This is a genomic window from Methylobacterium sp. Leaf465, from assembly GCF_001424705.1.
Classification (GTDB): Bacteria; Pseudomonadota; Alphaproteobacteria; order Rhizobiales; family Beijerinckiaceae; genus Methylobacterium.
This window is the reverse complement of the sequence record NZ_LMRA01000007.1, coordinates 33420-59584: the sequence shown is the minus strand read 5'-3', so window position 1 is coordinate 59584 and position 26165 is coordinate 33420. Positions and strand designations below refer to the sequence as shown.

24 protein-coding genes are annotated in these 26165 nt (G+C 73.1%); 16 read left to right on the top strand and 8 right to left on the bottom strand.

The features are described 5' to 3' along the window. Positions 1-183: 183 nt before the first annotated feature. On the top strand, positions 184-939 hold the full coding sequence (locus ASG51_RS06495) for a GntR family transcriptional regulator (RefSeq protein ID WP_162245236.1): 756 nt from the start codon (positions 184-186) through the stop codon (positions 937-939). Positions 940-969: 30 nt separating this feature from the next. Here ASG51_RS06495 and ASG51_RS06490 read toward each other — a convergent pair whose 3' ends face one another. Together ASG51_RS06490 and ASG51_RS06485 are read right to left on the bottom strand one after the other, a co-directional pair. Continuing rightward, entirely contained in the window at positions 970-1869 is a 900-nt protein-coding gene (locus tag ASG51_RS06490; protein ID WP_056379810.1) for an ABC transporter permease, read from the bottom strand. Then, the gene (locus ASG51_RS06485; protein ID WP_056216294.1) at positions 1862-2656 is read right to left on the bottom strand and encodes an ABC transporter ATP-binding protein; all 795 of its coding nucleotides are present in this window, start codon (positions 2654-2656) and stop codon (positions 1862-1864) included. The genes ASG51_RS06490 and ASG51_RS06485 overlap by 8 nt, the downstream gene beginning before the upstream one ends. 655 nt (positions 2657-3311) lie before the next feature. Between ASG51_RS06485 and ASG51_RS06480 the strand changes: the two genes are divergently transcribed. The 4 genes from ASG51_RS06480 (at position 3312) to ASG51_RS06465 (ending at position 7402) form a co-directional block, all read left to right on the top strand. After that, positions 3312-3977, top strand: a complete 666-nt coding sequence (locus ASG51_RS06480) for a tripartite tricarboxylate transporter TctB family protein (protein ID WP_056379808.1) — start codon at positions 3312-3314, stop codon at positions 3975-3977. A gap of 14 nt (positions 3978-3991) precedes the next feature. Next, positions 3992-5497, top strand: coding sequence for a tripartite tricarboxylate transporter permease (locus tag ASG51_RS06475; protein ID WP_056379806.1), 1506 nt, complete (start codon positions 3992-3994; stop codon positions 5495-5497). Between the two features lie 66 nt (positions 5498-5563). Beyond that, entirely contained in the window at positions 5564-6535 is a 972-nt protein-coding gene (locus ASG51_RS06470; RefSeq protein WP_082501458.1) for a tripartite tricarboxylate transporter substrate-binding protein, read from the top strand. Between the two features lie 114 nt (positions 6536-6649). Further along, a complete protein-coding gene (locus tag ASG51_RS06465; RefSeq protein WP_056216287.1) occupies positions 6650-7402 on the top strand; it encodes a TerC family protein in 753 nt (250 codons plus the stop codon). Positions 7403-7502: 100 nt separating this feature from the next. On the opposite strand, the gene ASG51_RS24575 is transcribed toward ASG51_RS06465, so the two are convergent. Both ASG51_RS24575 and ASG51_RS06460 read right to left on the bottom strand, forming a co-directional pair. Further along, positions 7503-7670 carry a hypothetical protein gene (locus ASG51_RS24575; protein WP_200917676.1) on the bottom strand — a complete coding sequence of 56 codons (168 nt, stop codon included), beginning with the start codon at positions 7668-7670 and terminating at the stop codon, positions 7503-7505. 368 nt (positions 7671-8038) lie between these two features. After that, positions 8039-9055: an NAD(P)H-binding protein gene (locus ASG51_RS06460; protein ID WP_056379804.1), complete on the bottom strand. Its 1017-nt coding sequence runs from the start codon at positions 9053-9055 to the stop codon at positions 8039-8041. 426 nt (positions 9056-9481) lie between these two features. On the opposite strand from ASG51_RS06460, the gene ASG51_RS06455 reads away from it, so the two are divergent. The 3 genes from ASG51_RS06455 to ASG51_RS06445 are packed head-to-tail and all read left to right on the top strand — an operon-like array spanning position 9482 to position 12194. Further along, a complete protein-coding gene (locus ASG51_RS06455; RefSeq protein WP_056379802.1) occupies positions 9482-10264 on the top strand; it encodes an NUDIX domain-containing protein in 783 nt (260 codons plus the stop codon). 30 nt (positions 10265-10294) lie between these two features. Continuing rightward, the gene (locus ASG51_RS06450; protein ID WP_056277039.1) at positions 10295-11290 is read left to right on the top strand and encodes an SPFH domain-containing protein; all 996 of its coding nucleotides are present in this window, start codon (positions 10295-10297) and stop codon (positions 11288-11290) included. Positions 11291-11300: 10 nt separating this feature from the next. Continuing rightward, the gene (locus tag ASG51_RS06445) at positions 11301-12194 is read left to right on the top strand and encodes an NAD(+)/NADH kinase (RefSeq protein ID WP_056379800.1); all 894 of its coding nucleotides are present in this window, start codon (positions 11301-11303) and stop codon (positions 12192-12194) included. A gap of 86 nt (positions 12195-12280) precedes the next feature. Here ASG51_RS06445 and ASG51_RS06440 read toward each other — a convergent pair whose 3' ends face one another. Both ASG51_RS06440 and ASG51_RS06435 read right to left on the bottom strand, forming a co-directional pair. Further along, complete coding sequence (locus ASG51_RS06440) at positions 12281-12970, bottom strand: hypothetical protein (protein ID WP_056379798.1); 690 nt, start codon at positions 12968-12970, stop codon at positions 12281-12283. A gap of 28 nt (positions 12971-12998) precedes the next feature. After that, positions 12999-13649, bottom strand: a complete 651-nt coding sequence (locus ASG51_RS06435) for a hypothetical protein (RefSeq protein ID WP_156389607.1) — start codon at positions 13647-13649, stop codon at positions 12999-13001. 147 nt (positions 13650-13796) lie between these two features. Here ASG51_RS06435 and ASG51_RS06430 point away from each other — a divergent pair, with 147 nt between their 5' ends. Then, complete coding sequence (locus ASG51_RS06430; RefSeq protein WP_244480074.1) at positions 13797-14807, top strand: hypothetical protein; 1011 nt, start codon at positions 13797-13799, stop codon at positions 14805-14807. Here ASG51_RS06430 and ASG51_RS06425 read toward each other — a convergent pair. Together ASG51_RS06425 and ASG51_RS06420 are read right to left on the bottom strand one after the other, a co-directional pair. Continuing rightward, positions 14795-16012 (bottom strand): glycosyltransferase family 4 protein, encoded by a 1218-nt coding sequence (locus ASG51_RS06425; RefSeq protein ID WP_056379796.1) that lies wholly within the window; start codon positions 16010-16012, stop codon positions 14795-14797. The genes ASG51_RS06430 and ASG51_RS06425 overlap by 13 nt on opposite strands. Then, positions 16012-17052 carry a glycosyltransferase family 4 protein gene (locus tag ASG51_RS06420; protein ID WP_056379794.1) on the bottom strand — a complete coding sequence of 347 codons (1041 nt, stop codon included), beginning with the start codon at positions 17050-17052 and terminating at the stop codon, positions 16012-16014. The genes ASG51_RS06425 and ASG51_RS06420 overlap by 1 nt, the downstream gene beginning before the upstream one ends. Positions 17053-17127: 75 nt before the next feature. Here ASG51_RS06420 and ASG51_RS06415 point away from each other — a divergent pair, with 75 nt between their 5' ends. From ASG51_RS06415 to ASG51_RS06385, 7 genes are all read left to right on the top strand, one after another. After that, entirely contained in the window at positions 17128-19182 is a 2055-nt protein-coding gene (locus ASG51_RS06415) for an HAD-IIB family hydrolase (RefSeq protein ID WP_056379792.1), read from the top strand. Then, entirely contained in the window at positions 19172-20083 is a 912-nt protein-coding gene (locus tag ASG51_RS06410; RefSeq protein WP_056379790.1) for a galactosyltransferase-related protein, read from the top strand. The genes ASG51_RS06415 and ASG51_RS06410 overlap by 11 nt, the downstream gene beginning before the upstream one ends. 21 nt (positions 20084-20104) lie before the next feature. Then, complete coding sequence (locus tag ASG51_RS06405) at positions 20105-21256, top strand: glycosyltransferase (protein ID WP_056277059.1); 1152 nt, start codon at positions 20105-20107, stop codon at positions 21254-21256. 46 nt (positions 21257-21302) lie between these two features. Further along, entirely contained in the window at positions 21303-22223 is a 921-nt protein-coding gene (locus ASG51_RS06400; RefSeq protein WP_056277062.1) for a galactosyltransferase-related protein, read from the top strand. Next, positions 22220-23284, top strand: coding sequence for a glycosyltransferase (locus ASG51_RS06395; protein WP_056379788.1), 1065 nt, complete (start codon positions 22220-22222; stop codon positions 23282-23284). Before ASG51_RS06400 ends, ASG51_RS06395 begins: the two co-directional genes overlap by 4 nt. Before the next feature lie 57 nt (positions 23285-23341). Continuing rightward, positions 23342-24025 carry a class I SAM-dependent methyltransferase gene (locus ASG51_RS06390; protein WP_056277067.1) on the top strand — a complete coding sequence of 228 codons (684 nt, stop codon included), beginning with the start codon at positions 23342-23344 and terminating at the stop codon, positions 24023-24025. Positions 24026-24311: 286 nt separating this feature from the next. Next, positions 24312-25865, top strand: coding sequence for an FAD-dependent oxidoreductase (locus ASG51_RS06385; protein WP_056379786.1), 1554 nt, complete (start codon positions 24312-24314; stop codon positions 25863-25865). Positions 25866-26165 lie beyond the last annotated feature (300 nt).

Below are 26165 nucleotides of genomic sequence, written 5' to 3'. Positions count from 1 at the left end.
GAGCCCGAATTCTCTGGTCCGGTGCCGAGGGCCACGATAGCCTCGCATCGACCCCTGTCAACGGTCATATGTCATATACATGAGTTGCCGATGTCGAACCGCATGCCCGGCGCCGCCGAACCTCAGGCGCATCCGCACGTCCCGCCGCCGGGCGAGTCCGTGTCCGCGCCCGGAGAGTCGGCGATGACGGCCCCCATGACGGCCCCCTTGGCGGCCCCCTCGACCGCCCCTCTGGCGAGCCGTCCGCTCTACCTGCAGGCCCGCGACCTGCTGCTGCGCCGGATCGTGGACGGCACCTGGAAGCCGGGCGGCTACCTGCCGAGCGAGCCGCAGCTGGCCCTCGACCTCGGCGTCTCCATCGGGACGATCCGCAAGGCCATGGAGGACCTCGTCGGGCAGGGCCTGCTGGAGCGCCAGCACGGGCGCGGCACGCAGGTGGTGCCCCATTCGAGCGACCGGTCCCGCTTCCGCTTCCTGCGCTTCGTCCACGGCGACGGGCGGCCGTTCCGCCCCGTGGCCCGCGTCCTCGCCGCCGGGACCGCGCGGGCCGACGCGCAGGACCGGGCCGCCCTCGGGCTGGGGGCGGGCGCCAAGGTGCTGGTCCTGCTGCGGACCCGCAGCGAGGACGGCGTGCCGCTGATCTACGAGCGCATCGCGCTGCCGGCCGAGCCCTTCGCCGCGCTGAAGCCGGAGCCCGGCGCCGAGATGCTGGAGGAGATCTACGTGCTCTACCAGTCGCGCTGCGGCCAGACCGTGGCGCGGGCCCGGGACACGATCGCCACCGACCGGGCGAGCCCGGCCATGGCGGACGCCCTCGGCTGTGCGCCGGGGGCGCCCCTGCTGCTGGTGCGCCGGGTCGCCGTCGCCCTCACGGGCGACCCCATCGAGTATCGCCAGAGCTGGACGGCCATGCTTCACTACCGCTCCGACCTCGACTGACGGAGCGGAGGTCCTTCGGGCTGACCCGCCTCAGGCCTGCATGCCCCAACGCTGCAGGGTGTGGCGCTCGATGGTCTGGAAGATCAGGTTCTCGACGCAGAGGCCGATGAGGATCACCGTCAAGAGCCCCGCGAAGACGTTGGGGATGTCGAGCATGTTCTTGTTCTCGAAGATGAACCAGCCCAGCCCCCCCGAGCCCGAGCTGACGCCGAAGACGAGCTCCGCCGCGATCAGGGTGCGCCAGGCGAAGGCCCAGCCGACCTTGAGGCCGGTGAGGATGCTGGGGAAGGCCGCCGGGATCAGGATCTTGGTGATCAGCCGGCTGCCGCGCAGGCCGTAGTTGCGCCCGACCATCTTCAGGGTCCGGCTGACCGAGAGGAAGCCCGAATGGGTGTTGAGGGCGATGGCCCAGGTCACCGAATGGACCAGCACGAAGATCAGGCTGCCGTTGCCCAGCCCGAACCAGATCAGCGCCAGGGGCAGAAGCGCGATGGCCGGCAGGGGATTGAACATCGACGTCATCGTCTCGAGGAAGTCGGTGCCGATGCGCGAGCTGATCGCGATGCCGGTGAGCAGGGTCGCCAGCAGAATCCCGAGGCCGTAGCCGATCAGCAGGACCTTGATCGAGCCCCAGGCCCGCATCACCAGGGTGCCGTCCGCCACGCCCCGGGCGAAGGCCGTCACGGTGGCGGAGAAGGTCGGGAACAGGAGGTCGTTGTCGAGGTAGCGCCCGTAGGCCTCCCAGATCAGGGCCAGCACCGCCAGGATCACGAGCTTGCGCAGCCAGCCCTGGTTGTAGAGGCGCTCGACGGCCGAGAGCGGCTTCTCGACGACGGCGCCCCCATAGGCGCCGCCGGTCTCGCGGACGATCTCGGGACGGGCGGGCCGGAGGAGGACGGGTGACACGAGCGCCTTCGCGGTCCTAGACATTCTCCGCCTCCTTGATCTCTTCGGAAAACAGCATCCGATGGATGCGCTGCTCCAGGAGCAGGGTCTCCTGCGGCGAGCCGGCCGTGTTGAGCTCGGCCTTGACCTCGCCGGGATGCGGCGAGAGCAGCAGGATGCGCGAGCCGATCTTGATCGCCTCCGGAATCGAGTGCGTGACGAACAGCACCGTGAAGCGCGTCTCCTCCCACAGGGCCAGGAGTTCGTCCTGCATCCGCCGGCGGGTGAGCGCGTCCAGGGCCGCGAAGGGCTCGTCCATGAGCAGGATGTCGGGCTCCATCGCCATGCCGCGGGCGATGGCCACCCGCTGCTTCATGCCGCCCGACAGCATGTGCGGATAGCTGTCGGCGAAGGCCGAGAGGTTGACCTTGTCGATATAGTGCATGGCCCGTTCGTCGGCGGCCCGGCCCGACAGGCGCCCCGAGGCCTCGAGGGCGAAGGCGACGTTCTGGCGGACGGTCTTCCAGGGCAGCAGCTGGTCGAATTCCTGGAACACCATCATCCGGTCCGGGCCGGGCTCGGTGATGGCCTGGCCCTTCAGGCGGATCTGGCCCTCCGTCGGCGCCATGTAGCCGCCCACCGACTTCAGGAGGGTGGATTTCCCGCAGCCCGAGGGTCCGAGCAGGACGAACCGATCGCTCGGGAAGACCTGGAAGCCGACCCGGTAGGTCGCCGTGACGAGGTGGTCGGGGGTCTTGTACTGCAGCGTGACGCCGTCGACCTCGAGCAGCGGCCCCGTGACGTTCGAGGGCAAGCCTGTCGCCAAGCTCATCGCATCCTCCCTTTGGCCACGCGCATGGCGGCACTGCTGGTTTTCAGGGGCGGTCTGGAGCCGCTTTGCCTTCGGACGACCGGCCGCCCGAGCCCCGATCCGTCGGCCCTGGCACAATCGTTCGTCCGACCCCTGGATACCAAGCACGATCCTTCCTGTAAATATAATAGCTATCTATTATAAGACAGGTTTTTATTCTTGTTTGGCGGGCCTTTTCGGCTTGGGCCGGGGGCGGCCCGGGGGTGGCCTCGGTCCCGGCCCGCCCCATCGGGGCGCTCTCCGCGGGCGGCGCGTCACCGGCCCGATCCTCATGCCGGAACGCGGTCGCCCCGCAGCACAGCCCGCCCGGACAGGATCCGTCATCGGCGAAGGATTAAAAAGAGGCCGGCAACGTAATCAGGTCTCATGCGACGAGACCTTCGAATCGGTTGATGACGCCGTCACGGGCTCTTGTGGAGACTTGGATTTACGGCATAGGTTCTTATCAGAACCATCTCGGGCGACCCCGCTCCTTCAGGGCGCAGCGTCCAGCGTCAGGGGACGCGCCGACCGCCGCGGGCGTCCTCCCGACCACGGCCCGGGGGACGAACGGACATCCGACGATCGCCGTGCCACCCGCCCGAGACACGAAGGCGGGGCTCGTAGGGGAGAAACGATGAGCGACGCATCCGACGGTGTGCGGCGGGCGGGGTCCGTGGTCCGCGCGCCGCAGAGCTTCGTGGCCGGCCTCGTGCTGGTCCTGCTCGGGATGTTCGGCGTCTGGGCCGCGAGCGACCTGCCGCGGGGCACCCTCGGCGCCATGGGACCGGGCATGCTGCCGCACTGGGTGGCGATCGGCGTCGCCCTCTGCGGCGGCGTGCTCGCCGCGACGGGTCTGGTCCGCGCGGGGGCGGGCCTCCAGACCTTCGGCCTGCGCGGCCCCCTCGTCGTCGTGCTGGCCATCCTCGCCTTCGCGGTCACGATCCGGCCCTTCGCCCTCGGCCCCGTCGCCGGCCCGGGCCTCGGCCTCATCGTCGCGGGCCCGCTGGCGGTGATCGTCGGGGGCTACGCCACACCGGAGGCGCGCTTCCGCGAACTCCTGATCCTGGCCCTGCTCCTCACCGCCGGCTGCATGCTGCTGTTCGGGGACCTCCTGAACCTGCCCATCCCCATCTTCCCCACCGCCGTCATCGAGGCGGCGAGCGGCCGGATTCCGTCGCGGGTGCTGCTGCGGCTCGCGGCCGGCGCCCTCGCCCTGGCGGGCCTCGGCCTGCTCGCCCTGGAACGCCGCGCCACCCGCCGGACCCGGACCGACGTCGCCCCGCACGCCATGACGACCTGATCGGGAGCGCGCACGTGACGGATCTCCTCGCCAATCTCGGCCTCGGCTTCGCCGTCGCCCTGAGCCTGCAGAACGTGACGCTCTGCTTCCTGGGCTGCCTCGTCGGCACCCTGATCGGCGTGCTGCCCGGCGTCGGGCCGATCGCCACCATCGCCATGCTCCTGCCGATCACCTTCGGGCTCGATCCCGTGGGCGCCCTCATCATGCTCGCGGGGATCTATTACGGGGCGCAGTACGGCGGCTCCACCACCGCCATCCTGGTGAACATCCCCGGCGAGGCGACCTCGGTCGTCACCACCCTCGACGGCCACCAGATGGCGCGCCAGGGCCGGGCCGGGGTCGCGCTCGGCATCGCCGCCATCGGCTCCTTCTTCGCCGGCACCGTCGCCACCCTGCTGATCGCGGCCCTCGGCGCGCCGCTGACCCGCCTCGCGCTGATCTTCGGACCGGCGGAGTACTTCGCCCTGATGGTGATGGGGCTCGCCTTCGCGGTCGTCCTCGCGCACGGCTCGGTGCTCAAGGCCGTGGCGATGATCCTCGTGGGCGTCCTGCTCGCCGCGGTGGGCACGGACCTCGAGACCGGCCAGGAGCGGATGACCTTCGGCCTCGCGTTCCTCACCGACGGCGTCGACTTCTCCGTCCTGGCGATGGGCCTGTTCGGGGTGGCCGAGATCCTGCGCAACCTCGACCAGACCGAGACCCGCGAGATCGCCCGGGCCCGGATCGGCCGCCTCCTGCCCAGCCTCGCGGATCTGCGCCAGGTGGCGCCCGCGACGCTGCGCGGGACCGCGATCGGGGCGATCCTGGGCATCCTGCCCGGCAACGGCGCCGTGCTCGGCCCCTTCGCCGCCTACACGGTGGAGAAGCGCCTCGCGCGCGATCCGAGCCGCTTCGGCCGCGGGGCCATCGAGGGGGTCGCCGGCCCGGAGAGCGCCAACAATGCCGGCGCGCAGACGGCCTTCATCCCGCTCCTCACCCTCGGCATCCCGCCGAACGCCGTGATGGCGCTGATGGTCGGCGCCATGACGATCCACGGCATCGTTCCGGGCCCCGGCGTGATGACCAAGAACCCCAACCTGTTCTGGGGCATGATCGCGTCGATGTGGATCGGCAACCTCATGCTGCTCGTCATCAACCTGCCGCTCGTGGGCCTCTGGGTGCGCCTGCTGCAGGTGCCCTACCGGCTGATGTTCCCCGCGATCCTGATGTTCTGCGCGATCGGCATCTACTCCATCAACGCGCTGCCCACCGACGTCATGCTGATCGCGGCCTTCGGGGTGTTCGGATACGGGCTGATCAAGTTCGGCTTCGAGCCCGCGCCGCTGCTGCTCGGCTTCGTGCTGGGCAAGCTGATGGAGGAATACCTGCGCCGCGCCCTGACCCTGTCGCGGGGCGACGTCCTGGTGTTCCTCGAGCGTCCGGTCTGCGCGGTGCTGTTCCTCGTCGCCGTCACCATCCTGGCGGCGGCGCTGCTGCCGTCGCTGCGGCGCGGCCGCGACGCGGTGTTCACGGAAGCCTGACGGCGGGGGCGCCCGGGCGCCCTCCGGGGACGGACACGACAACCCACAACGAGAAGGATGCGGACCATGAGAACGGCACTCGCCATCGGCCTCCTGTCGGCGCTCGCCGCCTTCGGCGCCGCGGCCGACACCTACCCCCAGCGCCCGATCACCCTGGTGGTGCCCTTCGCGGCCGGCGGACCCACCGACGTGGTGGCGCGGATCGTCGCCGAGCCGATGTCGCGGGCGCTCGGCCAGCAGGTCGTCATCGAGAACGTCACCGGCGCCGGCGGCACCACCGGCATCACGCGCGCGTCCCAGGCCGCGCCCGACGGCTACACCATCATGATGGGCCACATGGGCACGCACGGCGCCGCCCCGGCCCTGTTCAAGGGCCTGAAATACGATCCGGCCAAGAGCTTCGATCCGATCGGCCTCGCCGCCGGCACGCCGATCGTCATCGTCGCCAAGAAGGGCTTCCCGGCCCAGGACCTCAAGGGGTTCGTCGAGGTCCTGAAGGCGCGCGGACCGGCGATCAACCAGGCCCATGCGGGCGTCGGCTCCGTCTCGCATTCCACCGGCGTGCTGTTCGATGCGCTGACCGGCGCCAAGCCGACGCTCGTCGTCTATCGCGGCACGGGGCCTGCGCTGAACGACCTGATGGCCGACCAGGTCGACTTCATGACGGACCAGATCGTCAACGTGGCGCCGCAGATCGCCGGCGGCACGATCAAGGCCTACGCCATCGCGACGCCCGAGCGCTCCCCGAGCCTGCCCGACGTGCCGACCACGAAGGAGGCCGGCCTGCCCGGCTACGAGGTCAGCGCCTGGAACGCGGTGTTCGCGCCCAAGGGCCTGCCGCCGGAGGTCCGGGCCCGGCTCGTGGCCGCCCTCGACGCGGCGCTCAAGGATCCGGGCACGACCAAGCGCATCCTGGAATTGGGTGGTACAGTGCCCAAGGAGGCCGAAGCCGGTCCGGCCGCCCTGCAGGCCCTCGTCGAGCGCGAGGTCGCACGGTGGACGCCCGTGCTCCGCTCCGCCGTCGAAGCCAATCCCTAGGTCCTGTCCGGGGACGGCCCGTCCCGCGAGGGCGGGCCGGTCCCTTCCCCATCCCGACCCGTTGCCGGGTACTCCATCGCTTCGCTGTGTCGGAGCAGCAGAGGCGTCTTCCGCGTGGATTCCTACCTCACCTCCTCCTTCCTGCTGTCGCTCCTCCAGATCGTCTGGATCGACATCATCCTGTCGGGCGACAACGCGGTGGTCATCGCCATGGCCTGCCGGGGCCTGCCCGAGCGGCAGCGGCGGATCGGCGTCTTCGCGGGCGCCCTCGCGGCGGCCCTGCTGCGGATCCTCTTCGCCGTCATCGTCTCGCAACTGCTGGCGGTGCCGCTCCTGAAGGTCGCCGGCGGCCTCATCCTGCTGCACATCGCCGTCAAGCTCGTCTGCGGCGAGGAGGAGGACGAGAGCGCCATCAAGGAGCATTCCAGCCTGCCCAAGGCGATCTGGACCATCGTGGTGGCGGATGCCGTCATGAGCTTCGACAACGTCGTGGCGGTGGCGGGGGCCGCCAAGGGACACGACGAACTCTTCATCATCGGCCTCGCCCTGTCGGTGCCGCTCCTCGTGGTCGGCGCCAGCCTGATCACCCGGCTGATCGACCGGTTCCCGATCCTGATCTGGTTCGGCGGCGGGCTGCTGGGCTGGGTGGCCGGCGAGATGATCGCCACGGACCGGCTGGTTCACCAGCAGATGGTCGAGGTGCTGCCCGCGACCCTGCAGGGCGCCGTCCCGCACGCGATGGGCGCCCTCGGCGCCGCCCTCGTCGTCGGCCTGGGCTTCGCGCTCAAGCGCCGGTCCGACCGGGCGATCGCGCAGCAGCAGGCCGCCGCCGTGGGTCGGGCCGAGGTGGACGTCCTCGGCGGCTGATCCGCGGCGCCCGCGGCAGCGCCGGACCCGGACACGGAAAAGCCCCGCCTCGATGAGGCGGGGCCGATGGGTTCGGACGTCCGAGGGGGCTGAGGGGCCGTCAGGCGGCCAGCTTCACCGCCGAAGCCGGGGCGTTGTCGTTCACGATGGCGAGCTCGCCCGCCGAGATGACGGGGGCCGCGTCCTGCGGGGTCAGCCGGTCGGCCATGAAGGCCACGAGCGCCACGTTGGCGGCACCGGCGAGAGCGACGAGAAGCAGAACGGTCATGTGGGGCGGTCCCGAGTGATTGTTGCGTTGCAACGCATATGACCCGTCCCGCCGCCCTTTGGTATGCCAGATACGATATGCCAGATATACCAGTCTTGCATGGATGACCGTCTCGGCGAGACTGACGCCGCGCGCCCCTGCATTATGCTGCGCGACGTCGATGCCACGATACGGTACTATTCTTCAACAGAACGGGCCGGCCTGTGCTGGTTCCGGGCCGCGCGCCCGCAACGCCGGGCGACCCCGCACCGCCCTGTCGTTCGCGGCCGCACGGAGGCCATCCGGGCGCGTCTCACCGACGCTCCACGGACGGCTGCCCCGCGGGAGATGGCGCTGCGCGTTGGCCCGCCCCGCGGATTCGCGACGCCTCAGAACACCGCGTGGTCGCCGCGCTCGGCGACCGCCTCGCCGCGGATCAGCTGGGCGTAATAGTCGAACAGCGTCTCCGACCCCGTCGAGGGGGTCATGGCGGCCTCGTATCGGCCGGTCGCGGGGTCGCGCACGAGCATCGACTCGGTGGCGTAGTAGCGGCCGATCCGCGCGAGCTCGGCCTTGGCCACCAGCCCCGGCACCCACCGCCCGAGGGTCGCCAGGACGGCGACGATCCCGTCGAGCAGGACGACCGGGACGTGCCGGAAACGCGGCTCGCGCCCGAGCAGCGCGAAGAGGCGCTCGCCCTGCGCCAGGGGCGTGATGGCCTCGCCCGGTCCGCCGATCGGCAGCACGCGATTGCGCCGCGCCGGGTCATCGAGGCATGCGGCGAGGTAGCGGCCGAGGTCCCCGTCGCTGATCGGCTTGCAGGCCGTCAGGGTTCCGTCGCCGAAGACCAGGAACGGCTTGCCGCGCTTCAGGCGCTCCACCTGGCCCGAGAGGGATTTGAAGAAGGCCGTCGGCCGAACGATCGTGTAGTCGAGCCCCGAGGCGGTCAGGACCGCTTCGAAGGCCAGTTTGGCCTGCTGGAAGGCGAGGATCGGCTTCTGGACGCAGATCGCCGAGAGCAGGACCACATGGGTCACGCCGGCCGCCCGGCTCGCCTGCAGGGCGCGCACCGACACGCCGTAATCGATCGTCCAGGCGTCGTCGGGCAGTCCGGTCCGCGAGGCGAGGCACGAGACCAGGACGTCGAACGGTTCGCCGCGGATCCCGTCGCGCGCCAGCGACGCGGGATCCGTGAAGTCCACGATCCGTTCGGTGACGCCCGGGGGCGCTCCGGGCGGGTCCCCCGCACCGGCCGGGGGCGCGGGGCCGGCCGGGCGCCGGACGAGGCAGACGACCGCGTGCCCGGCGGCAGCAAGCGCCCGCGCGGTGGCCCGCCCGATCGTGCCGGTCGCCCCCAGGAGGAGCACGCGGCGCGGTCCCGCGCCGTCCGGTCGATCCAGGCTCATGATCGTTCCCTCCCGACGCGCGGACCTCCTCGGACGACGGCGCGGCCGGCGCCGTCCCGTCGGAGGGAGCCTGGGGGCTGCTTGGCCCCGAGCGCGATCGGGGGCTCGTTCCTCGTCTCCGCCAAGATCCGCACGAATCCGTGCGGGCTGGCAAGAGTACGGGTCGGCAGGAGTACGGGCCCGGCAGGAGCACGAACCGGCAAGACCTGCGACCGCCGAAGGTACGGGCGCAGACAAGATCCTCCGGACGGATCGCCGGCACGAGCGGACGCGGGCAACCCGGGACCAACCGATCCAGGGGACCGACGACCACGGGGGCGACGTTGCGACCCGGTGCGGCCGGCCACGCCCGGCCCCGGCATCGGGCGCTTGACTTATATCCATCCCGCGTCTTAGTTAGATGCAAGTTGGATATAAGGCTGCGCCGTGACCGAGGACGACTTTCTCCGCGCCTACGACCCCGCCGCCTTCGCGCGGCCGGCGCTCACCGTCGATCTCGTCCTGATGGGGCTGCGCGCGGGCCGTCCGGCCGTGCTCTTGGTGCAGCGGACCCAGCATCCCCATGCCGGCCGCTGGGCGCTGCCCGGCAGCTTCGTGCGCCTCGACGAAACCCTGGACGGCGCGGCCGAGCGCGTGCTGCGCGACAAGGCGGGCTTCGCCCCGGCGGAGGTGGCGGAGACCCATCGGGAGCAGCTCTACACCTTCGGCGCCCTCGACCGGGACCCGCGCATGCGCATCGTCACCGTGGCCTACCTCGCGCTGATGCCGGAGGCCGCCTTCGCGGCGGCGCTTGCGCGCGCGGCGGCGGTGGCGCGCGCGGCGGCGGTGGCGGCGGGGCCGTCGGCCGCGCTCCTCGACGTGCCCTGGTCCGGCGAGGCGGGGGGGCCGGTCGCGGCCTTCGCGCCGGGCGACCCCGACCGGAGGACGCCGCTGCGCCTCGCCTTCGACCACGCCGCGATCCTCGCCCTGGCGGTGCAGCGGCTGCGGGGAAAGCTCGACTATTCCGACGTCGCCTTCGCGCTGCTGCCCGAGGCCTTCACCCTGCGCCAGCTGCAGGACGTGCACGAGGCGATCCTGGGCACGTCCCTCAACAAGCCCGCCTTCCGCCGCCGGATGCTCGACCGCGGCTGGCTCGCCCCCACGGGCGCGCGCGAGGCCGGCACGTCGTTCCGTCCCGCCGAGCTCTACCGTTTCCAGAAGCCGCTCTGAATCCCAGCGCGCCCCCAACAGGAGGGTCCCATGGCTACGATCCGCAACCTCGGTCCGCTCGCCCAGCTCAGGAGCGAGGCGAGCAGCCACGTCATCCGCTACCGCAACGGTCGCATCCGGCAAAGCGGACGGGGCCTCGTCTTCTGGTTCCGGCCGGAAACCGCGAGCATCAGCGAGGTGCCGATGGACGACCGGGAGATGACCCTGTTCGTGCGCGGCCGCAGCCGGGACTTCCAGACCGTGGTGGTGCAGGGGACGATCGGCTGGCGCGTCGTCGACCCGGAGCTGCTGGCCAGCCGCGTCGACTTCTCGCTCGGGCTTCGCACCGGCCGGCCGCAGGGCGAACCGATCGAGCGGATCGAGGCGCGTCTCGGCGGCATCGCCGGCCAGGCCGTCCTGGAGGTAATCGGCGCCAGCCCGGTGGGCGCGCTCCTCGATGCCGGGCCCGAGCCCCTGCGCCTGAGCCTCGACGCCGCGCTGGGGGCGGCCCCGGCCCTGGCGGAGATCGGCCTCGCGGTGGTCTCGGTGCGACTCACCAACCTCGCGCCGTCGAGCGAGCTGGAGCGCGCCCTGCAGACGCCCACCTTCGAGGCCCTGCAGCAGAAGGCGGATGCGGCGACCTTCGCCCGGCGCGCCCTGGCGGTGGAGAAGGAGCGGGCCATCGCGGAGAACGAGCTGGAGACGCGGACGGAGCTGGCCCGCCAGGAGGCGCTGCTCATCGCGCGGGAGGCGGAGAACGCCCGCGACCGCGCGGTGGGCCTCGCCGCGGCAAGCGGGCTGGAGGCGGCGGCGGAGGCCGAGCGCATCCGCCTCGTGGAGGGCGCCCAGGCCGAGGCCGAGCAGCGCCGCGCCGCCATCTACCGCGACCTTCCGCCGGCCGTGCTCCTGGGTCTCGCCGCCCGCGAGCTCGCGGGCAAGCTCGAGACCATCGAGCACGTCAACGTCACGCCGGACCTGCTGGCGAGTGCCCTCGGCGCGTTCCGCGGGGCGGCCCCGCCGGTCGCTCCCCCCGGCCCGCTGCGCTGAAGGACGGGCCATGGCGGTCATCACCCCGCGCGCCGTGTTCGTCGTCCGCGAGACCGATTACGAGGCCCTGCTCGCCCGGCACGCCACCCGCGGCCAGGCCCGGTTCTTCCTGGAGAGCCGCGGCCAGAGCCTCGCGGAGGTCGAGGACCGGCACGCCCGCTTCCACGCCGTGCTCGGCCAGGCGCGGGCCGCGGTGCCGGGGGACTGGCGGCAGGCGCTGGCCCGGCGCGTCGACCTCGACCGCTTCCTGTTCGCCCCCGAGGACGTCGTCGTCACGGTGGGCCCGGACGGCCTCGTCGCCAACGTGGCGAAGTACCTGCGCGCGCAGCCGGTGATCGGCGTCAATCCGGCCCCCGACCTCTACGACGGCGCCCTCGCGCGGGTCGCGGTGGCGGGCCTGCGCGCCCTGCTCCCGGCCAGCGCCGCGGGAGCGGCTCCGGTGGAGCGGCGCACCATGGTGCAGGCCGCCCTCGACGGCGGCCAGCGGCTCGTGGCCCTGAACGAGATCTTCGTCGGCCACCGCAGCCATCAATCCGCACGCTACCGCATCGCGGTCGACGGCACCGCCGAGGACCAGTCGTCGAGCGGCCTCATCGTCGCCTCGGGCACCGGCCTGACCGGCTGGGCCCGCTCGATCGGCGAGGCGACGCATCTCACCGTCGGGATCGGCGCGGAGGAAGCGGCGGTGGGCTACTGGGTGCGCGAGCCGTTTCCAAGCGTGGCCACCGGAACGACCCTTCGGGCGGGCCGGCTCGCCGGGGCCGCCCTGGCGGTCACCTCACGGATGAACGAGGGCGGCGTGGTCTTCGCCGACGGGATCGAGCAGGACTTCCTCGCCTTCGACTGGGGCCGCCGGGTCGACCTCGGGCCCGCGGACCGGACCCTGACCCTGGTGGTCGGCTAGGGCTGCGGCCCGGACGAAGCCGACGCGGAAGCCGCAGGGGCCGGCCCGGTTCCGGCACCGTCGCGCGGACGCGCGGTGCCCCCCCGTCAGCGGCGGTCGCGTCCCTGCGCGCCATCGTCGTCCCTCTGCGGCCACGCCCCGTCCCACGCCGTCCGGACCGGACCGGTGGCGGTGTCGGGCTTCGACGCGCCGATGAAGACGACCACCGGGCCATGCTCGGCCCGCCGGGGGTCGTAGAAATCGAGCAGGGCGGGATAGCGGTGCTGGAGGACATCCGGAGCCAGGCCCTCCCGGCGCAGCAGGTGGTCGATGACGACCTGGTCCCCGTGCACGGCGTTCGGCACGGGCCCGCAGGAGCCGGGCGCCATCCAGCGCTCCGGCTCGGCCGCGAAGGCGGCGTAGAGGGCATCCAGTTCGCCGCCCTGCCAGCGCAGCAGGGCGCTGGAGAGGCGGCCCTTGTGGAAGTAATCCTCCATGGCGGCGAGGCCCGGCTCGGCCAGGGCGTCCGCCGGCCCGGTCAGGACGGTGTCGAGGTCGCAGAGCAGCGTCGGTCCGCGCGTGAGCCCGGGGCGGAAGGCCTCCATCTTCGACCACCAGGCCGGCCAGCCGTGCCGGAGCGGCACGCGCTCGACGCCCGCCACCGCGAGGGGAAGGTCCGTGAGGCAGAGCATCCGATCGAAGGCCGGAGCGTGGCGGCGCACGCCCCGGGCGAGGCGCTCGACCCAGGCCGCGTCGTAGCGCCCGCCGCTCTTCAGGACGGTGATGAGAGTCGTCATTGGCGGGGCCTGATTCCGGTCGAAAGGGTCACGGGCGGCACGGATGGAGGCGGAGCTGCCCGGCCGCCTCGGCCTGCCGGAACCAGGCCCGCTCCGCCGCCCAGGGATGCCCGGGCCAGCCGTCGAAGCCGAAGCCGTGCGCCTCGACCGGGCCGCACCGGAGGGGACGGCCGAGGAGGAAGGCCAGCGTCACGAGGAAGCCGGTGCTCGGGTTCGGCCGCCCGCTCGGGCCGGATTCATCCGTGCCGGGTTCGTCCGTGCCGGTGTCGGCCATGACGGCGGCGAGACGGAGCCGCGCCGCCCGGTGCAGGTCCTCGGGCAGGATGTGGACGGGCTTGCCGAGGGGGGCCAGCAAATCCATCGCCTCGCGGGTCCAGCACACTGGTTCGGGCCGGTTCTGCTCGGCCGGCAGCATCGGGAACGGCAGGATGAAGGCCTGCGCGCACCGGACCACCGGGCGCTCGAGGAAGCGGGGGTCGGCGAGCCATTCGCGCATCTGCCCGCCCCGATTGACCAGGGCGAGATGGGTGACCCGCGCGCCGGCGCGGCCGCCGAAGCCCGGCGCGTTGTTGAAGCGCACGATCGAGGATGCCGCGTCGATCGCGGCGGCGGCATCGAGCCCCGGGGCGTTGCCGACGAGGGCGAGGGGTCCCGATGCGGAGGGGAACAGGTCGAGCATACGCGGGGAGTCGACCTCGATGTCCAACTGCGGCAGGGGTTCGCGGAGCAGCAGAGGTATGGCGCCGGCCCGGCGCGGCAAGGTCCGTTCGGATCCTTGCGATGCCGGGGGGATTTCTGCGGCGAGGGGAAACGAGGGCCGGGACCGATGATCCGCCGATGCTTCGTCTGCGCGGCCGACATGCTCGGGCCGAGCCGCCGTCACCTCGCCTATCCGAACGGGCGGGTCAGGGCGTTCCCGATCGCCTGCGGCGCCTGCGGCCTCCTGCTGGAGGCGGGGGCCGATCCGGCGGCCTGCCGGGCGCACCTGGCCGAACAGCTCGCCGGCCCGGTCTTCGACCCCGACCCGGACGCGCCCTACGGCCTCGACCTCTACACCCTGCGCAGCGCCGCCACCGGCCACGCCCTCGGCGTCCGGCCCTGCGACGCCGCCGGGCATACGGCCCTGCGCCGACCCCACGACCGGCATGCCGCGCGCGGGGAACTCTACGCGCTCGACGGGGCGGCGGGGCGGCCCGTCTCCCTCGGCCTGCTCTGCCGCCCCGCCGCGCTGGAGGCGGTCCTGGCGGGGCTCGCGGTCCATGCGGCCTGGACCGACGACGTCGTGATCCTCCTCGATGCCGAGACACGACCGGCCGCTGCGGTGCCGGCCGCCGGCTTTCCGCGCGGGACCCTGCGGGTGGGGGCCCGGCCCCTGGGGCAGGATCGCGAGCGGGATCTGGGACAGGACTTCGCCGCCCAGCGCAACGCCCTCCAGGACCTCGCCCGCCATCCCTGGATGCTGCAGCTCGACGCCGACGAGACCCTGGCCGTGGACGCCGGCCGGCGGCTGCCGTCCCTGGCGGCCCTGGCGGAAGCGGGGGACGTCGTCTCGATCGGATTGGCGCGCCGGAACCACGTCGACGGCATCCGCTCGGACGTCTACCCGGACGTCCAGTACCGCCTGAACCGCCGGTCCGTGCGCTATGCCGGCCGCGTGCACGAGCGGCCGATGCTCGACGGCGGCTGGCCGCGCAGCCTCATCGCCCTGCACGGGGCGATCGAGCACCATCTCGACCGGGCCCACGTCCTGGCGCGCTCCCGGCACTACGAGCGCCTCGCGCCCGGGCACGGGCGACCCGAGGAAGAGGCCGCTTTGCTGCGCCCCTACCGGGACTGAGGCGCGGACGCGCGCCGCTTCGGACGGGTCCGGGCCGCCGCGATGGCCCGGGCGTAGAGGGCGAGCGTCTCGCGCCCCAGGACCGCCCGGGTGAAGCGGCCGGACGCCGCCAGCGCCCGGCTCCGGTAAGCTTCGCGCAGCGCCGGATCGGCCAGCAGCGGGCGCAGGGCCTCCGCCAGGGCCGCGCCGGTGGCCTCCCGCGCCAGGGGCCCCGCATCCGGCGCCCCCACGAAGGCGCGGGCGCTGGCGTCCTCGGCGCAGGCCACCACCGGCCGGCCATAGGCGAGGGCCTCCTGGTAGACGAGCCCGAAGCTCTCGTAGCGCGAGGGGGCGAGCACCGCGTGGGACGACCCGTAGGCCTGCGCCAGGGCCTCGGCCGGCACCCGGCCGCGGGCGTGGATGCGGGCGCGGGCCGCCTCGGGCAGGTCCCCCGGCAGGTCCTCCGGGGGCACGCCGATCAGGTCCAGGCGGAAGGCGGGACCGGCGCCCCGCTCCGCCGCGTCGGCCAGGATCGCGACCGCGCCGAGGAGCGCGTCGAAGCCCTTGCGCGCCTCCGCCCGGCCCACGAAGAGCAGGCGCACCGGCCCGGCCGCGTCCGGGTAGGCGGCGCCGCGGGCCGCCGCCGTGATCTCCGGCGGAAGGCTGAGGCCGATCACCGCCTCCGGCTGCCGGCCGGACAGGCCGTAGGCCCGGGCGATCACCGCCCCGTGCGCGGCGGTGTTGGCGATGAGCCCGGCGCTGCCCCGGGCCTGGGCGCGCTCCAGGGCGTCGGCGGCCCACCCGTCGAGGCGGTCGCGCAGGGTTTCGGGGGTGTCCCGGGTGAAGGCCGCGGGCGTCGAGCTGCGCGTGACCAGCGGGAGATCCCGGCGCCCGGCCAGCAGGGCGCCGGGGGCGTACCAGTTCGTGGCTTCCGCAACGTCGAAGGGCTGGCGGGCATGGGCCGCCAGGACGGCGCGCCGGAAGGCGAGCGGCGCGGCGAGGTGCCCCGCCGTCCCCCAGCGGCGCAGGCGCGCGAGCCCGCCGCCGGGCGGCAGGGCGAAGCCCGCCACCGTGACGCCGCCGCGGCGCTCGCGCCCCGTCCGGTCGAGGCTGAAGACCGTGACGTCGGCGCCGCCCTCGGCGAGGCTCTCGGCGATCTCGCGGGCCGCCGTCGAGAGGCCGCTCGGGGCCGGCGGGTAGTCCCAGGCGAGGAGGGCGACGCGCATCAGGCGGCCAGCAGGCGCTGGTAGAGGGCGAGGTAGTCGGCCGCCATGCGCGCGGCGGTGAAGCGCGCCTCGAAGCGCCGGCGGATCAGGGCCCGGTCGAGCTGATCGATCCGTGCCAGGGCCGCCACCGCGTCGGCCTCGGAGGCGACGATGAAGCCGGTCACGCCCTCCTCGACGATCTCCGGCACGGAGCCGCGGTTCCAGGCCACCACGGGCGTGCCGCAGGCCATCGCCTCGATCATCACCAGGCCGAAGGGCTCCGGCCAGTCGATGGGGAAGAGGAGCGCCCGCGCGCTTCCCAGGAGGTCGGCCTTGCGGGCATCGTCCACGGGGCCGAGATAGACGGCGTCCGCCCCCAGGAGCGGGCGCACCCGGTGCTCGAAATAATCGGGATTGCCGACATCGATCGTGCCGCCGAGGCGGATCGGCAGGCCGGCGGCGCGCGCGACCCGGATCGCGGTGTCCGGCCGCTTCTGGTCGGTCATCCGGCCCACGAAGGCGACGTGCGGGCCGGGCTGCGGGCTCAGGGCGTAGCGGTCCCGCGCGAGGCCGTGATGCACGATCCCGGCCCGGTTCGCCGGCGGGATGCCGGCCGCCTGCGCCGCCGAGATCGCCGCCACCGGCAGGTCGGGGAAGCCCGCGAAGAACAGCGCCCGGTCGAGTTCGTCCACCCGCCAGTGCACCGTCGTGAGGCTGTGGCGCCGGCGCGCGCCGAGGAGCGCCGCATGGGCGAACTCCCCGTGGCCATGCACGATGTCGAACTGGTCCAGCCGGCAGCGCAGCGCTTCCAGCTGCAGGGCGTCCAGGGCTGCCGGGACCCCCGGCGCGACCCGCCCGTGGCGCCGCTCCAGGGCCGCGAGGCTCGGCTGGTCGCCGATGCGCGGCAAGTCTGTCGCACTGTCCGAAGGCGCGAAGAGCGTTACCTCCACACCTAGGTTAACCAGTGCCGTGCTGAGGTCATGTATGACCCTCTCCGTACCGCCGTGGTGCTCAGGGGGAACGGGGAATATGTTGGGGGCGATTTGGGCGACACGAATCACGGTATGTACCTCCCCGGTAACGTTTCTTTGCCTGAATTCTGTTTGTCGGAAGACGCTTGAGTTGCAAGCGGCCTGATGTTCGTCTTGCATGTCGCCCTGCAAGGCTGCCTGCGCGGCGGCGGGGTCGTGTTCGGGCTCACCGCCGATACGGGTGGCCACATCCGCTACCTGCTCGATCTGGTGGCTGCCTCGTCCCAGGATGCCGGGATCGCGCGGATCGTGATCGCGACGCGCCTGTTTCACGGCGCGCTCGGCCCGGATTACGCCGTGCCCGAAGAGCGCATCTCCGACAAGGTCACGCTCGTGCGGCTCCCGAGCGCGTCACCGGATTACCGCGCCAAGGAGGCGATGCACGCGGAGGTCGACAGCTTCGCGCGCAACCTCATGGACTGGATCGCGGCGCAGCCTCAGCCGCCCGACCTCATCCACGCCCACTACGCCGATGCCGCCTCGGTGGCGACGCTCATCGAGGATGCCCTCGGCATCCCCTTCGTGTTCACGGCCCATTCCCTCGGGCGGGTCAAGGCCGCGATGCTCGGCCACGGCGCCGAAGCCTGCCCTGATCTCGCGCGCCGCATCGCCGCCGAGGAGGGCGCACTCGCGCGCGCGCGTCTCGTCGTCGCCTCGTCCCGCGACGAGGCGGAGGTGCAGTATGCCGGGTATGCGGCCTACGATCCGGGACGCATCCGCGTCCTGCCGCCGGGCAGCGACCTGGCCCGGTTCGCGGCGGCCGAACCCCTGCCGCGCGTGGACGCCACCATCGACCGCTTCCTGCACGAGCCGGGCAAGCCGGCGCTGCTGGCCCTCGCCCGCCCGGTGGCGCGCAAGAACCTCGGCGCCCTGGTGCGGGCCTACGGCGAGAGCCCCGCCCTGCAGGCGCGGGCCAACCTCGTCCTGATGGCCGGGACCCGCGAGGACATCGACGCCCTCGACGGCGACATGGCCGGCACCATGCGGGAGATCCTGGTGCTGATCGACCGCTACGACCTCTACGGGCGGGTGGCCTACCCCAAGACCCACGGACCGGAGGATGTGCCGGCGCTCTACGCCTATGCCCGCACGCGGGGCGGCCTCTTCGTCAATCCCGCCCTCAACGAGCCCTTCGGCCTGACCCTCCTGGAGGCCTCGGCCGCGGGCCTGCCGCTGGTGGCCACCGACAGCGGCGGCCCCAACGACATCGTGGAGACCTGCGGCAACGGGCTCCTCGTCGATCCGCGCACCCCCGACGCCATCGCGGCGGCGTGCCTGCGCATCCTGGACGATCCCACCCTCTATGCCCGCTGCGTGGCGGGGGGCGCCCGCGCGGCCGCCGCCTATGACTGGGACCGGCACGCCGCGCGCTACCACGACCTGCTGCGGGCGCTGTGCGTCCCGACCCCGCCGCTGGCGGATGCGCGGCAACTCCTCGTCTGCGACATCGACAACACGCTGGTGGGCTGCGAGGCGGCCCTCGGCATCTTCCGGCGCTGGCGCAGCCGGCAGGCGGGTCTGGCCTTCGGAGTCGCCACCGGCCGCTCGTTCCACAGCGCCATGGCGATCCTGGAGCAGCAGGCCAGCCCGCGCCCGCAGGTGATGATCACCTCGGTGGGATCGGAAATCTACCACCTCGACCCCAACGGCGTGACCTACACGGCCGATGCCGCCTGGCGCGCCACCGTGTCGGCGGGCTGGGACCGGGCGGGTGTGCACGCGGCGCTCTCCGATCTCGACGGTCTGGTGCCCCAGGGGCCCCTGGAGCAGCGCGGGCACAAGCTCAGCTATTTCGGGGATGCGGCGACCGCCCAGAGGGTCCGCGCGGCCCTCGTGCGGGCGGGACTCGCCGCGAACGTGATCCACAGCCACGGCCTCTACCTCGACGTCCTGCCGGAGGCAGCCTCGAAGGGCACGGCGGTGGGCCATGTCCGGGCCCTCTACGGCCTGCCGGAGCGGGCCGTGTTCGTGGCCGGCGATTCGGGCAACGACGTCGAGATGCTGCGCGCCCAGGCGCAGGCGATCATCGTGGCCAACTACTCCGACGATCTCGCCAGCAACGCCGCCCTGCAGCACTCCTACGTGGCCCGGGCCTCGCACGCCCGCGGCATCATCGAGGGCGTCGGCCATTTCCGCCGGATGCTGGCCGATGCCGGCTGATCCGTCCGCCGGGTCCTCCGCCGGACCCTCCGCAGATCCTGGCGCCAGCGTCCTCACCCTGGTGCGCGGCCGGGCCGACCGCCTGCGCAACCTCATGGCCGGGCTGGCGCGCCAGTCCGTGCGCCCGCGCGAACTGGTGATCGCCTGGATGCAACCGGACCGCGCGCCCGACCTGCCGGATCCGGGCTGTCCCGTGCGCCACCGCCACGTGGCGGGGGAACCGATGCCCCTCGCCGCCGCCCGCAACCGCGCGGCCGAGGCCGCCACGGGCGATCTCCTGATCTTCCTCGACGTGGACTGCATCCCCTCCCCCACCGTCGTGGAGGCCTACCGGCATGCGGCCCGGGAAACCGACGGCCTGTTCCTCGGCGAGGTCCTGTACCTGCCCACGGGGCTGAGCCCGGAGGCGGCCGCCGACGAAGCGGCCCTCGCCCGGCTCGGCCGGGCCCATCCGGCCCGCCCCGCGATCCCGCCGGACGCCTTGCGCCGGGAGGCCGATCCCGGCCAGCTCTGGGGGCTGTCCTTCGCGCTCCCGGCCCGGTCCTGGCGCGCCGTCGGCGGCATGGACGAGGCCTATCGCGGCTATGGCGGCGAGGAGACGGACTTCGCCGCGCGCCTGGCCGCCTCCGGGCTGCCGACCTACTGGGTCGGGGGCGCCCGGGCCTACCACCAGCATCATCCCGTCCACGTGCCGCCGCTGCAGCACTTCGACGCCATCCTGGCCAACGCCGCCCGCTTCCGGAACACGCACGGGCGCTGGTGCATGACCTACTGGCTCGGCCAGTTCCGGGACGCCGGGCTGATCGACTGGGCCGACGACGCCCCCGCGATCCGGGTCCTGCGCCGGCCGGGGGTTCCCGAGATCGCCGCCGCCCTGAAGCCCGACGCCCTGTTCTCCTGACGGATCGCGAACCCGACAGCCATGACGAAACCCATTGCGTTCTTCGTCCATCACCAGGGACGGGGCCACGCCAACCGCACGATGGCGGTGGCCGCCGCGTTCGCCCGGGACCGGCCCGTCTCCGTGCTCACCGCGGGCCCGCAGCTCTTCGACGGGTTCTCCCGCGACATCGAGATCGTGCCGCTGCCCGACATGATCGGCGCCGAGGTGCCGACGCCGCGCCTCTACGCGGAGCCGACGCCCCAGGTCATGCACTGCGTGCCGCTGGGCCTCACCCCGATGCGCCGGACCATGCGGCGCATCCTCGACCATCTCGACGAGCGCGACGTCGGCCTGTTCGTGGTCGACGTCTCGGCGGAGATCGCGCTGCTGGCGCGCATCGCCAGCGTGCCGGCGGTGCAGATCCGGATGCATGGCGACCGCGCCGACATCGGCCATGTGGGCGCCTACGAGGCCTGCGTCGGCATGCTGGCCCCCTTCGACGCCCGCCTGGAGCAGGACGACTACCCGGCCGCCCTGCGGGCCAAGACCTTCTACAGCGGCGGCCTCTGCACCAGCGTCGACCGGGTGCCGGATCGGGCCGAGGCCCGTGAGCGGCTCGGCCTCGACCCGGACCGCGAGATCGTCGTCGCGGTGACCGGGGGCGGGGGCAGCGGCACGCCCTACGCGCCCCTGACGGTGGCCGCCCGGGCCGCCCCCGAGGCCCTGTGGCTGACCCTGGGGCCGACCCATCGCGAGGGCCACGAGACCGATTTTTCCAACCTGCGCGAACTCGGCTGGGTGCCCTCGGTGACCGACTACCTCGCCGCCGCCGACATCGTGGTGGCCTCCGCCGGCGACAACACCGTCCACGAGGTCGCCCGCGTGGGCGGACGCCTGATCGTGATGCCCGAATGGCGCTATTTCGGCGAGCAGACCCGCAAGGCCGAGGCCCTGGTCCGCCTCGGCGCCGCCGTCCAGGCCCCCGTCTGGCCCGGCGATCTCCAGGGCTGGCGCGACCTCCTCGCCCGGGCCCGCGCCCTCGACACCGCCCCCCTGCGCAGCCTCTACGCGCCGGACGCCGCCGCCCGCGCCGCGGGCTGGCTCGAGGGCCTGACCGACGAACTCTGGCACGGCGCGGCGGAGCCCGTCCCCCTCACGCCCGCCGCCCGCACGGTCGCCGCCGCCGGCTGACCGCCCGCTTCCCCCACGCTCGAACCCCCCGGAGCCAGACCGCCCCATGTCCACCGTTTCCGTCGTGACCCTGGCCAAGGGACGGCCGGCGCACCTGCGCAACGTTCTCCTCGGCCTGGAGCGCCAGACGCAGGTCCCCGCCGAGTTCATCGTGGCGGTGATGCAGGACGCGCCCTACGACCTGCCCGAGGTCGCCTTCCCGGTCCGCCAGATCCGGGTGCCGGGCACCGACTTGCCGCTGGCGGCGGCGCGGAACCGCGGGGTGGCGGCGGCCGGCGGCGACGCCGTCGTCTTCCTCGACGTCGACTGCATCCCGGCCCCCGACCTCGTGGCCGACTACGCGCGCGGCCTCGACGCACTCGACGGCCTGCTGATGGGCGAGGTCCTCCACCTGCCCGAGCGCGCCACCGCGGGGGACTGGACCTGCGAGGACTTCGCGAAGGTCGCCGAGCGCCATTCCGACCGCCGCGGTCCCCCGGCCTCCGGTCTCGAGATCTGCCCGGATTACCGCTGCTTCTGGTCCCTGAACTTCGCCATCCGGCGCGCCACCTTCCTGGCCACGGGCGGCTTCGACGAGCGCTACACCGGCTATGGCGGCGAGGACACGGATTTCGGCAAGGTCCTCGACCAGGCCGGCATCCCCATCGCCTGGATGAAGGGCGGGCTGGCCTATCACCAGTACCATCCCCATCACATGCCGCCGGTCCACCACCTCGACAGCGTGGTGCGCAACGCCGAGCTGTTCGAGGCCAAGTGGGGCTACCGCACGATGGGCCACTGGCTCTACGCCTTCAAGGTGATGGGGCTGATCGACGACACCCCCGACCGGCCGATCCGCATCCTGCGTCGCCCGGAGGCCGGCGACTTCGCGCTCACCGGCCAGCAGAGCCACCAGCCCTACAGCAATTCGGCCTCCGTCATCCGCCACCTCGAGGCCCAGGCGGCCGCCGCGGCGGCGACGGCGTGAGGATCGCGCTCCTCGCCCATCTGCGCCATCCGGTGGCGCGGCCCTTCGCGGGCGGCATGGAGGCCCAGTGCTGGGCGCTGGCCGATGGGTTGACGGCGCGGGGACACGAGGTCGTCCTCTTCGCCGCCGGGGACAGCGACCCGCGCTTCCCCGTCGATCCGGTGATCCCGGTCCACCACGAGCGTAGCTTCCCGGGCCTGGAACATCGGGGCGATGCCGGGCTCAAGGCCCACGTGGATGGCGGATACGCCGCCGCCTGCGACCGGATCGCGGCCGGGGGCTTCGACGTGCTGCACAACAATTCCCTGAGCCGCCTGCCCCTGAAGCGCCGGCGTCTCGCGGAGGTGCCCACCGTCACGTCGCTGCACGTCCCGCCCTACGACGCCCTGCGCTGGTTCGTGGCGGACAGCCTCGTGCCCGGGCACCGGATCACCGTGACCTCGGAGGCCCAGCGCGGAACCTGGTGGCCCGAGGGCGCGCCGCCGGAGGTGTCCGTGCTCCACAACGGCGTCGATCCCGCGGCCTGGCCCTTTCGGGACCGGGGCGACGGCGGCGCCGTCTGGTCCGGGCGCATCGCGCCCATCAAGGGCACGCATTGCGCCGTCGCGGCAGCCCGGCAGGCCGGGCTTCCCCTCACCCTCTTCGGCCCGATCGAGGACCGGGCCTACTGGGAGGCACGGATCGCCCCGCAGCTCGGCGGGGCGATCCGCTACGGCGGCCATCTCTCCGGCGAGGCCCTGGCGGACGAGATCGGCCGCGCCTCCGTCTTCCTGTTCACGCCCTGCTGGGACGAGCCCTTCGGCCTCGTGGCCATCGAGGCGATGGCCTGCGGCGTGCCGGTGGCGGGCCTTGCCAGGGGGGCGGCCGCGGAGGTGGTCGGCGAGGCCGGACATCTCGCGCCGCCGGACGACGGGCCGGCCCTCGCCCGGGCGATCGGCGAGGCCCTCGCGATTCCGCGCACGGTCCCGCACGCGCGGGTCCTGCGCCTGTTCACCCGCGATCGCTGGCTGACGCGCTGCGAGGAGCTCTACGCGCATGCGCACCGCGCCGCCCATGACTGACGTCCCCAGACGCACCCGATCCCCGGGCGGGCGCGACCCGCAGCGCGAGCCGACACCATGAGCCGTCCCCCGACGACCCGCCGCGCCCTCCTCGAGGCCCTCTGGCACGGCCGCGATCCCTTCGCGAACCCGCCGGCCACCCTGCGTCCCCTGGACCTCCAGGGCTGGCGCAGCGTCCACCCCTATCTCGACGACGCCGTCAGGGCGTTCCGCCCCGAGGTGGTCGTGGAGATCGGCGCCTGGAAGGGCGCCAGCACCCTGCACCTGGCCCGATCCCTGGCGGCGCACGGCGTCGACGGGACCGTCATCGCGGTCGATACCTGGCTCGGTGCCGTCGACCATTGGGCCGACGCGGACCTGTTCGCCGAACTCGCCACCGAGCACGGCTACCCGAGCCTGTACCGCACCTTCCTGGCCAACGTGCTGCGCGAGGGGCTCGCGGACCGGGTCCTGCCCCTTCCGCTGGACTCGGTGAACGCCGCCGAACTGTTGCGCCTGCGCGGCGTGACCGCGGATGTCATCCATCTCGACGCGGGTCACGAGGAGGCCTCCGTGGCGGCGGATCTCCGGGCCTGGTGGCCGGTCCTGCGCCCGGGCGGCCTCCTCATCGCCGACGATTACGACAGCCTGGGAGGCCGCTTCCCCGGTGTGACCCGCGCGGTCGACGCGTTCTGCGCCGAGGCACGGGTGCAGGGTCCCTGGGCCCAAGGGGGGAAGTGCAAGTTTCTCAAGCCGATCTGAGGCCCCGCCGAGCGGCGTCCGGAAGCGCCGCTCGGCGGGACGCGCCGGTCGGAGACCCGGACAGATCGGCCGGATCGCGTTAGCCCCGATGGCCGCGATCCCCTGGCCGCGATCCCCTGGCCGCGATCTCTTCGCGGGGTCCACGCCCCGTCCGGCCCCGCGCGGCGTGACGGGCGACGCGCCGGCCGACGAAGCCCAAGCCCGCGATGTCGCACGCTGCAACCGGAACGGGTTCGGCGACTTGTCCGGCCGGGCGCGACGACGCCTGCCAGGAGAGACGCCAGCCATGCCCGGAACCGAGATCCGCCTCGCCCTCGACGCGATCCCGATGGGAGGCATGACGGAGGGCGCGGCCGGGGACGAGAAGGTGCTGTTCGTGCGCGACGCCTCCGGCGTGCGGGCGTTCCAGGCCAAGTGCCCGCATCTCGGGGCGCCGCTCGCCAAGGGCGAGATCTGCGGCGGACGCCTCTACTGCCCCTGGCACAAGGCCGCCTTCGCGCTGGCCGACGGGAGCCTGGAGGAGCCGCCGGCCCTCGAGTCCCTGACGCGCTACCCCGTCCGCATCGAGGGGTCCGACGCCGTCGCGACCCTGACGCCGGAGCCGGCGCCGATGCAGACGGCGCACACGCCCGTGGCGCGCGTGCTCATCGTGGGCGCGGGCGCGGCGGCCGTCGCCTGCGTGAAGACCCTGCGCCGCGAAGGCTATGACGGCCACATCACCCTGGTCGGCCGCGAGGCCCACCCGCCCTACGACCGGACCAAGCTCTCGAAGCAGTTCCTGGCCAAGCCGACCCCGCCGGAGAAGGTGCTGATCGAGCCCGACTTCGCGCAGGCCAATAGGGTCGAGCGTGTCACCGGGGACGTCACCGGGGTCGATCCCGCCCGGCGCGCCGTCACCCTGGCGGATGGCCGGACCTTTGAGGCCGACGCGATCCTGGTCGCTACCGGGAGCCGGGCGGTGATGCCGGACTTCCCCGGCAAGGACCTCGGCGGGGTCTTCACCCTGCGCAGCCTCGACGACGCGGTCCGGGTGAGCGAGGCGGCGGGCGAGGCCAAATCCGTCGTCGTCGTGGGCGCCGGGTTCATCGGCCTGGAGGCCGCCGCGTTTCTCACCAAGCGCGGGCTGTCCGTCACCGTGCTGGCGCGCGAGGACATCCCCTTCGCCAAGCGCTTCGGCGAGGCGGTGGGCGCGGCGCTGAAGCGGTACCATGCCGGCAACGGCGTCACCTTCGAGACCGGCTCCGTCGCCAGGATCACCGGCACCGACCGCGTCGAAGCGGTCGAGACGGAGGACGGACGACGCCTTCCGGCCGACATCGTCCTCGTCGGCGCGGGCGCCAGGCCGGAGACCGGCCTGATCGGGGGCGTCACCCCCGACGAGGATGGCGGCCTCACGGTCGGCGGCGACCTCAGGCTCGCGGAGGGCGCCTGGATCGCGGGCGACATCGCCGCGTTCCCGGAGACGGCGAGCGGCGAGACCGCTCGGATCGAGCATTGGCGCCTCGCGCAGCAACACGGCACGCATGTGGCCCATGCCATCCTCGGCCGGGGTGGCGCGTTCACGGGCGTGCCGTTCTTCTGGAGCAACCAGGGCGACAAGCGGCTCGATTACGGCGGCTATGCCAAGGGTTTCGACCGGATCGTCCTGCAGGGCGACCCCGCCGCCCTCGATTTCATTGCCTACTACGTCACGGGCGACCGGGTGACCGCCGCCTGCAGCATCGGCCGCAACAAGGCCTTCACCGCCTTCCTGCATCTGCTCGGCCTCGGGCGCCTGCCCTCGGCGGCCGAGATCGAGGCCGGGGCGGACCTGCCCGCCCTCGCGACATCGAGCCCCTAGGCGCGGGACTCCGTCCGCGAGGACGGCGGGTCTGCGCCGTTCTCCAGGACCACGAAGGGGCGTCAGGACCGCGAAGGGGCGTGTCGCACTTCATGGGGGAGATCGCAGACGGCGAACGGCGGGTCCGGCGCGCGACGGGGCGCCGACGAGACCGAAGCTTTTGCCCAGCCGAAGCTCTTGCACAGCCGGATCTCTCGCACACCCGGAACTCTCGCACACCCGGAACTCTTGCGCAGCCGCACCCGGGCTCGAAGCCCGCGATGGTCCGCCTGGCCGTGCGGAAGGGCGGAAAGCCGCCGA

What these genes read in the sequence shown, in the direction of transcription:
- ASG51_RS06495 (WP_162245236.1), top strand. Translation starts at nt 184, where the DNA reads ATGACGGCCCCCATGACGGCCCCCTTGGCGGCCCCCTCGACCGCCCCT.
- ASG51_RS06490 (WP_056379810.1), bottom strand. Translation starts at nt 1,869, where the DNA reads ATGTCTAGGACCGCGAAGGCGCTCGTGTCACCCGTCCTCCTCCGGCCC.
- ASG51_RS06485 (WP_056216294.1), bottom strand. Translation starts at nt 2,656, where the DNA reads ATGAGCTTGGCGACAGGCTTGCCCTCGAACGTCACGGGGCCGCTGCTC.
- ASG51_RS06480 (WP_056379808.1), top strand. Translation starts at nt 3,312, where the DNA reads ATGAGCGACGCATCCGACGGTGTGCGGCGGGCGGGGTCCGTGGTCCGC.
- ASG51_RS06470 (WP_082501458.1), top strand. Translation starts at nt 5,564, where the DNA reads ATGAGAACGGCACTCGCCATCGGCCTCCTGTCGGCGCTCGCCGCCTTC.
- ASG51_RS24575 (WP_200917676.1), bottom strand. Translation starts at nt 7,670, where the DNA reads ATGACCGTTCTGCTTCTCGTCGCTCTCGCCGGTGCCGCCAACGTGGCG.
- ASG51_RS06460 (WP_056379804.1), bottom strand. Translation starts at nt 9,055, where the DNA reads ATGAGCCTGGATCGACCGGACGGCGCGGGACCGCGCCGCGTGCTCCTC.
- ASG51_RS06450 (WP_056277039.1), top strand. Translation starts at nt 10,295, where the DNA reads ATGGCTACGATCCGCAACCTCGGTCCGCTCGCCCAGCTCAGGAGCGAG.
- ASG51_RS06445 (WP_056379800.1), top strand. Translation starts at nt 11,301, where the DNA reads ATGGCGGTCATCACCCCGCGCGCCGTGTTCGTCGTCCGCGAGACCGAT.
- ASG51_RS06440 (WP_056379798.1), bottom strand. Translation starts at nt 12,970, where the DNA reads ATGACGACTCTCATCACCGTCCTGAAGAGCGGCGGGCGCTACGACGCG.
- ASG51_RS06435 (WP_156389607.1), bottom strand. Translation starts at nt 13,649, where the DNA reads ATGCTCGACCTGTTCCCCTCCGCATCGGGACCCCTCGCCCTCGTCGGC.
- ASG51_RS06430 (WP_244480074.1), top strand. Translation starts at nt 13,797, where the DNA reads ATGATCCGCCGATGCTTCGTCTGCGCGGCCGACATGCTCGGGCCGAGC.
- ASG51_RS06425 (WP_056379796.1), bottom strand. Translation starts at nt 16,012, where the DNA reads ATGCGCGTCGCCCTCCTCGCCTGGGACTACCCGCCGGCCCCGAGCGGC.
- ASG51_RS06415 (WP_056379792.1), top strand. Translation starts at nt 17,128, where the DNA reads ATGTTCGTCTTGCATGTCGCCCTGCAAGGCTGCCTGCGCGGCGGCGGG.
- ASG51_RS06410 (WP_056379790.1), top strand. Translation starts at nt 19,172, where the DNA reads ATGCCGGCTGATCCGTCCGCCGGGTCCTCCGCCGGACCCTCCGCAGAT.
- ASG51_RS06405 (WP_056277059.1), top strand. Translation starts at nt 20,105, where the DNA reads ATGACGAAACCCATTGCGTTCTTCGTCCATCACCAGGGACGGGGCCAC.
- ASG51_RS06400 (WP_056277062.1), top strand. Translation starts at nt 21,303, where the DNA reads ATGTCCACCGTTTCCGTCGTGACCCTGGCCAAGGGACGGCCGGCGCAC.
- ASG51_RS06390 (WP_056277067.1), top strand. Translation starts at nt 23,342, where the DNA reads ATGAGCCGTCCCCCGACGACCCGCCGCGCCCTCCTCGAGGCCCTCTGG.
- ASG51_RS06385 (WP_056379786.1), top strand. Translation starts at nt 24,312, where the DNA reads ATGCCCGGAACCGAGATCCGCCTCGCCCTCGACGCGATCCCGATGGGA.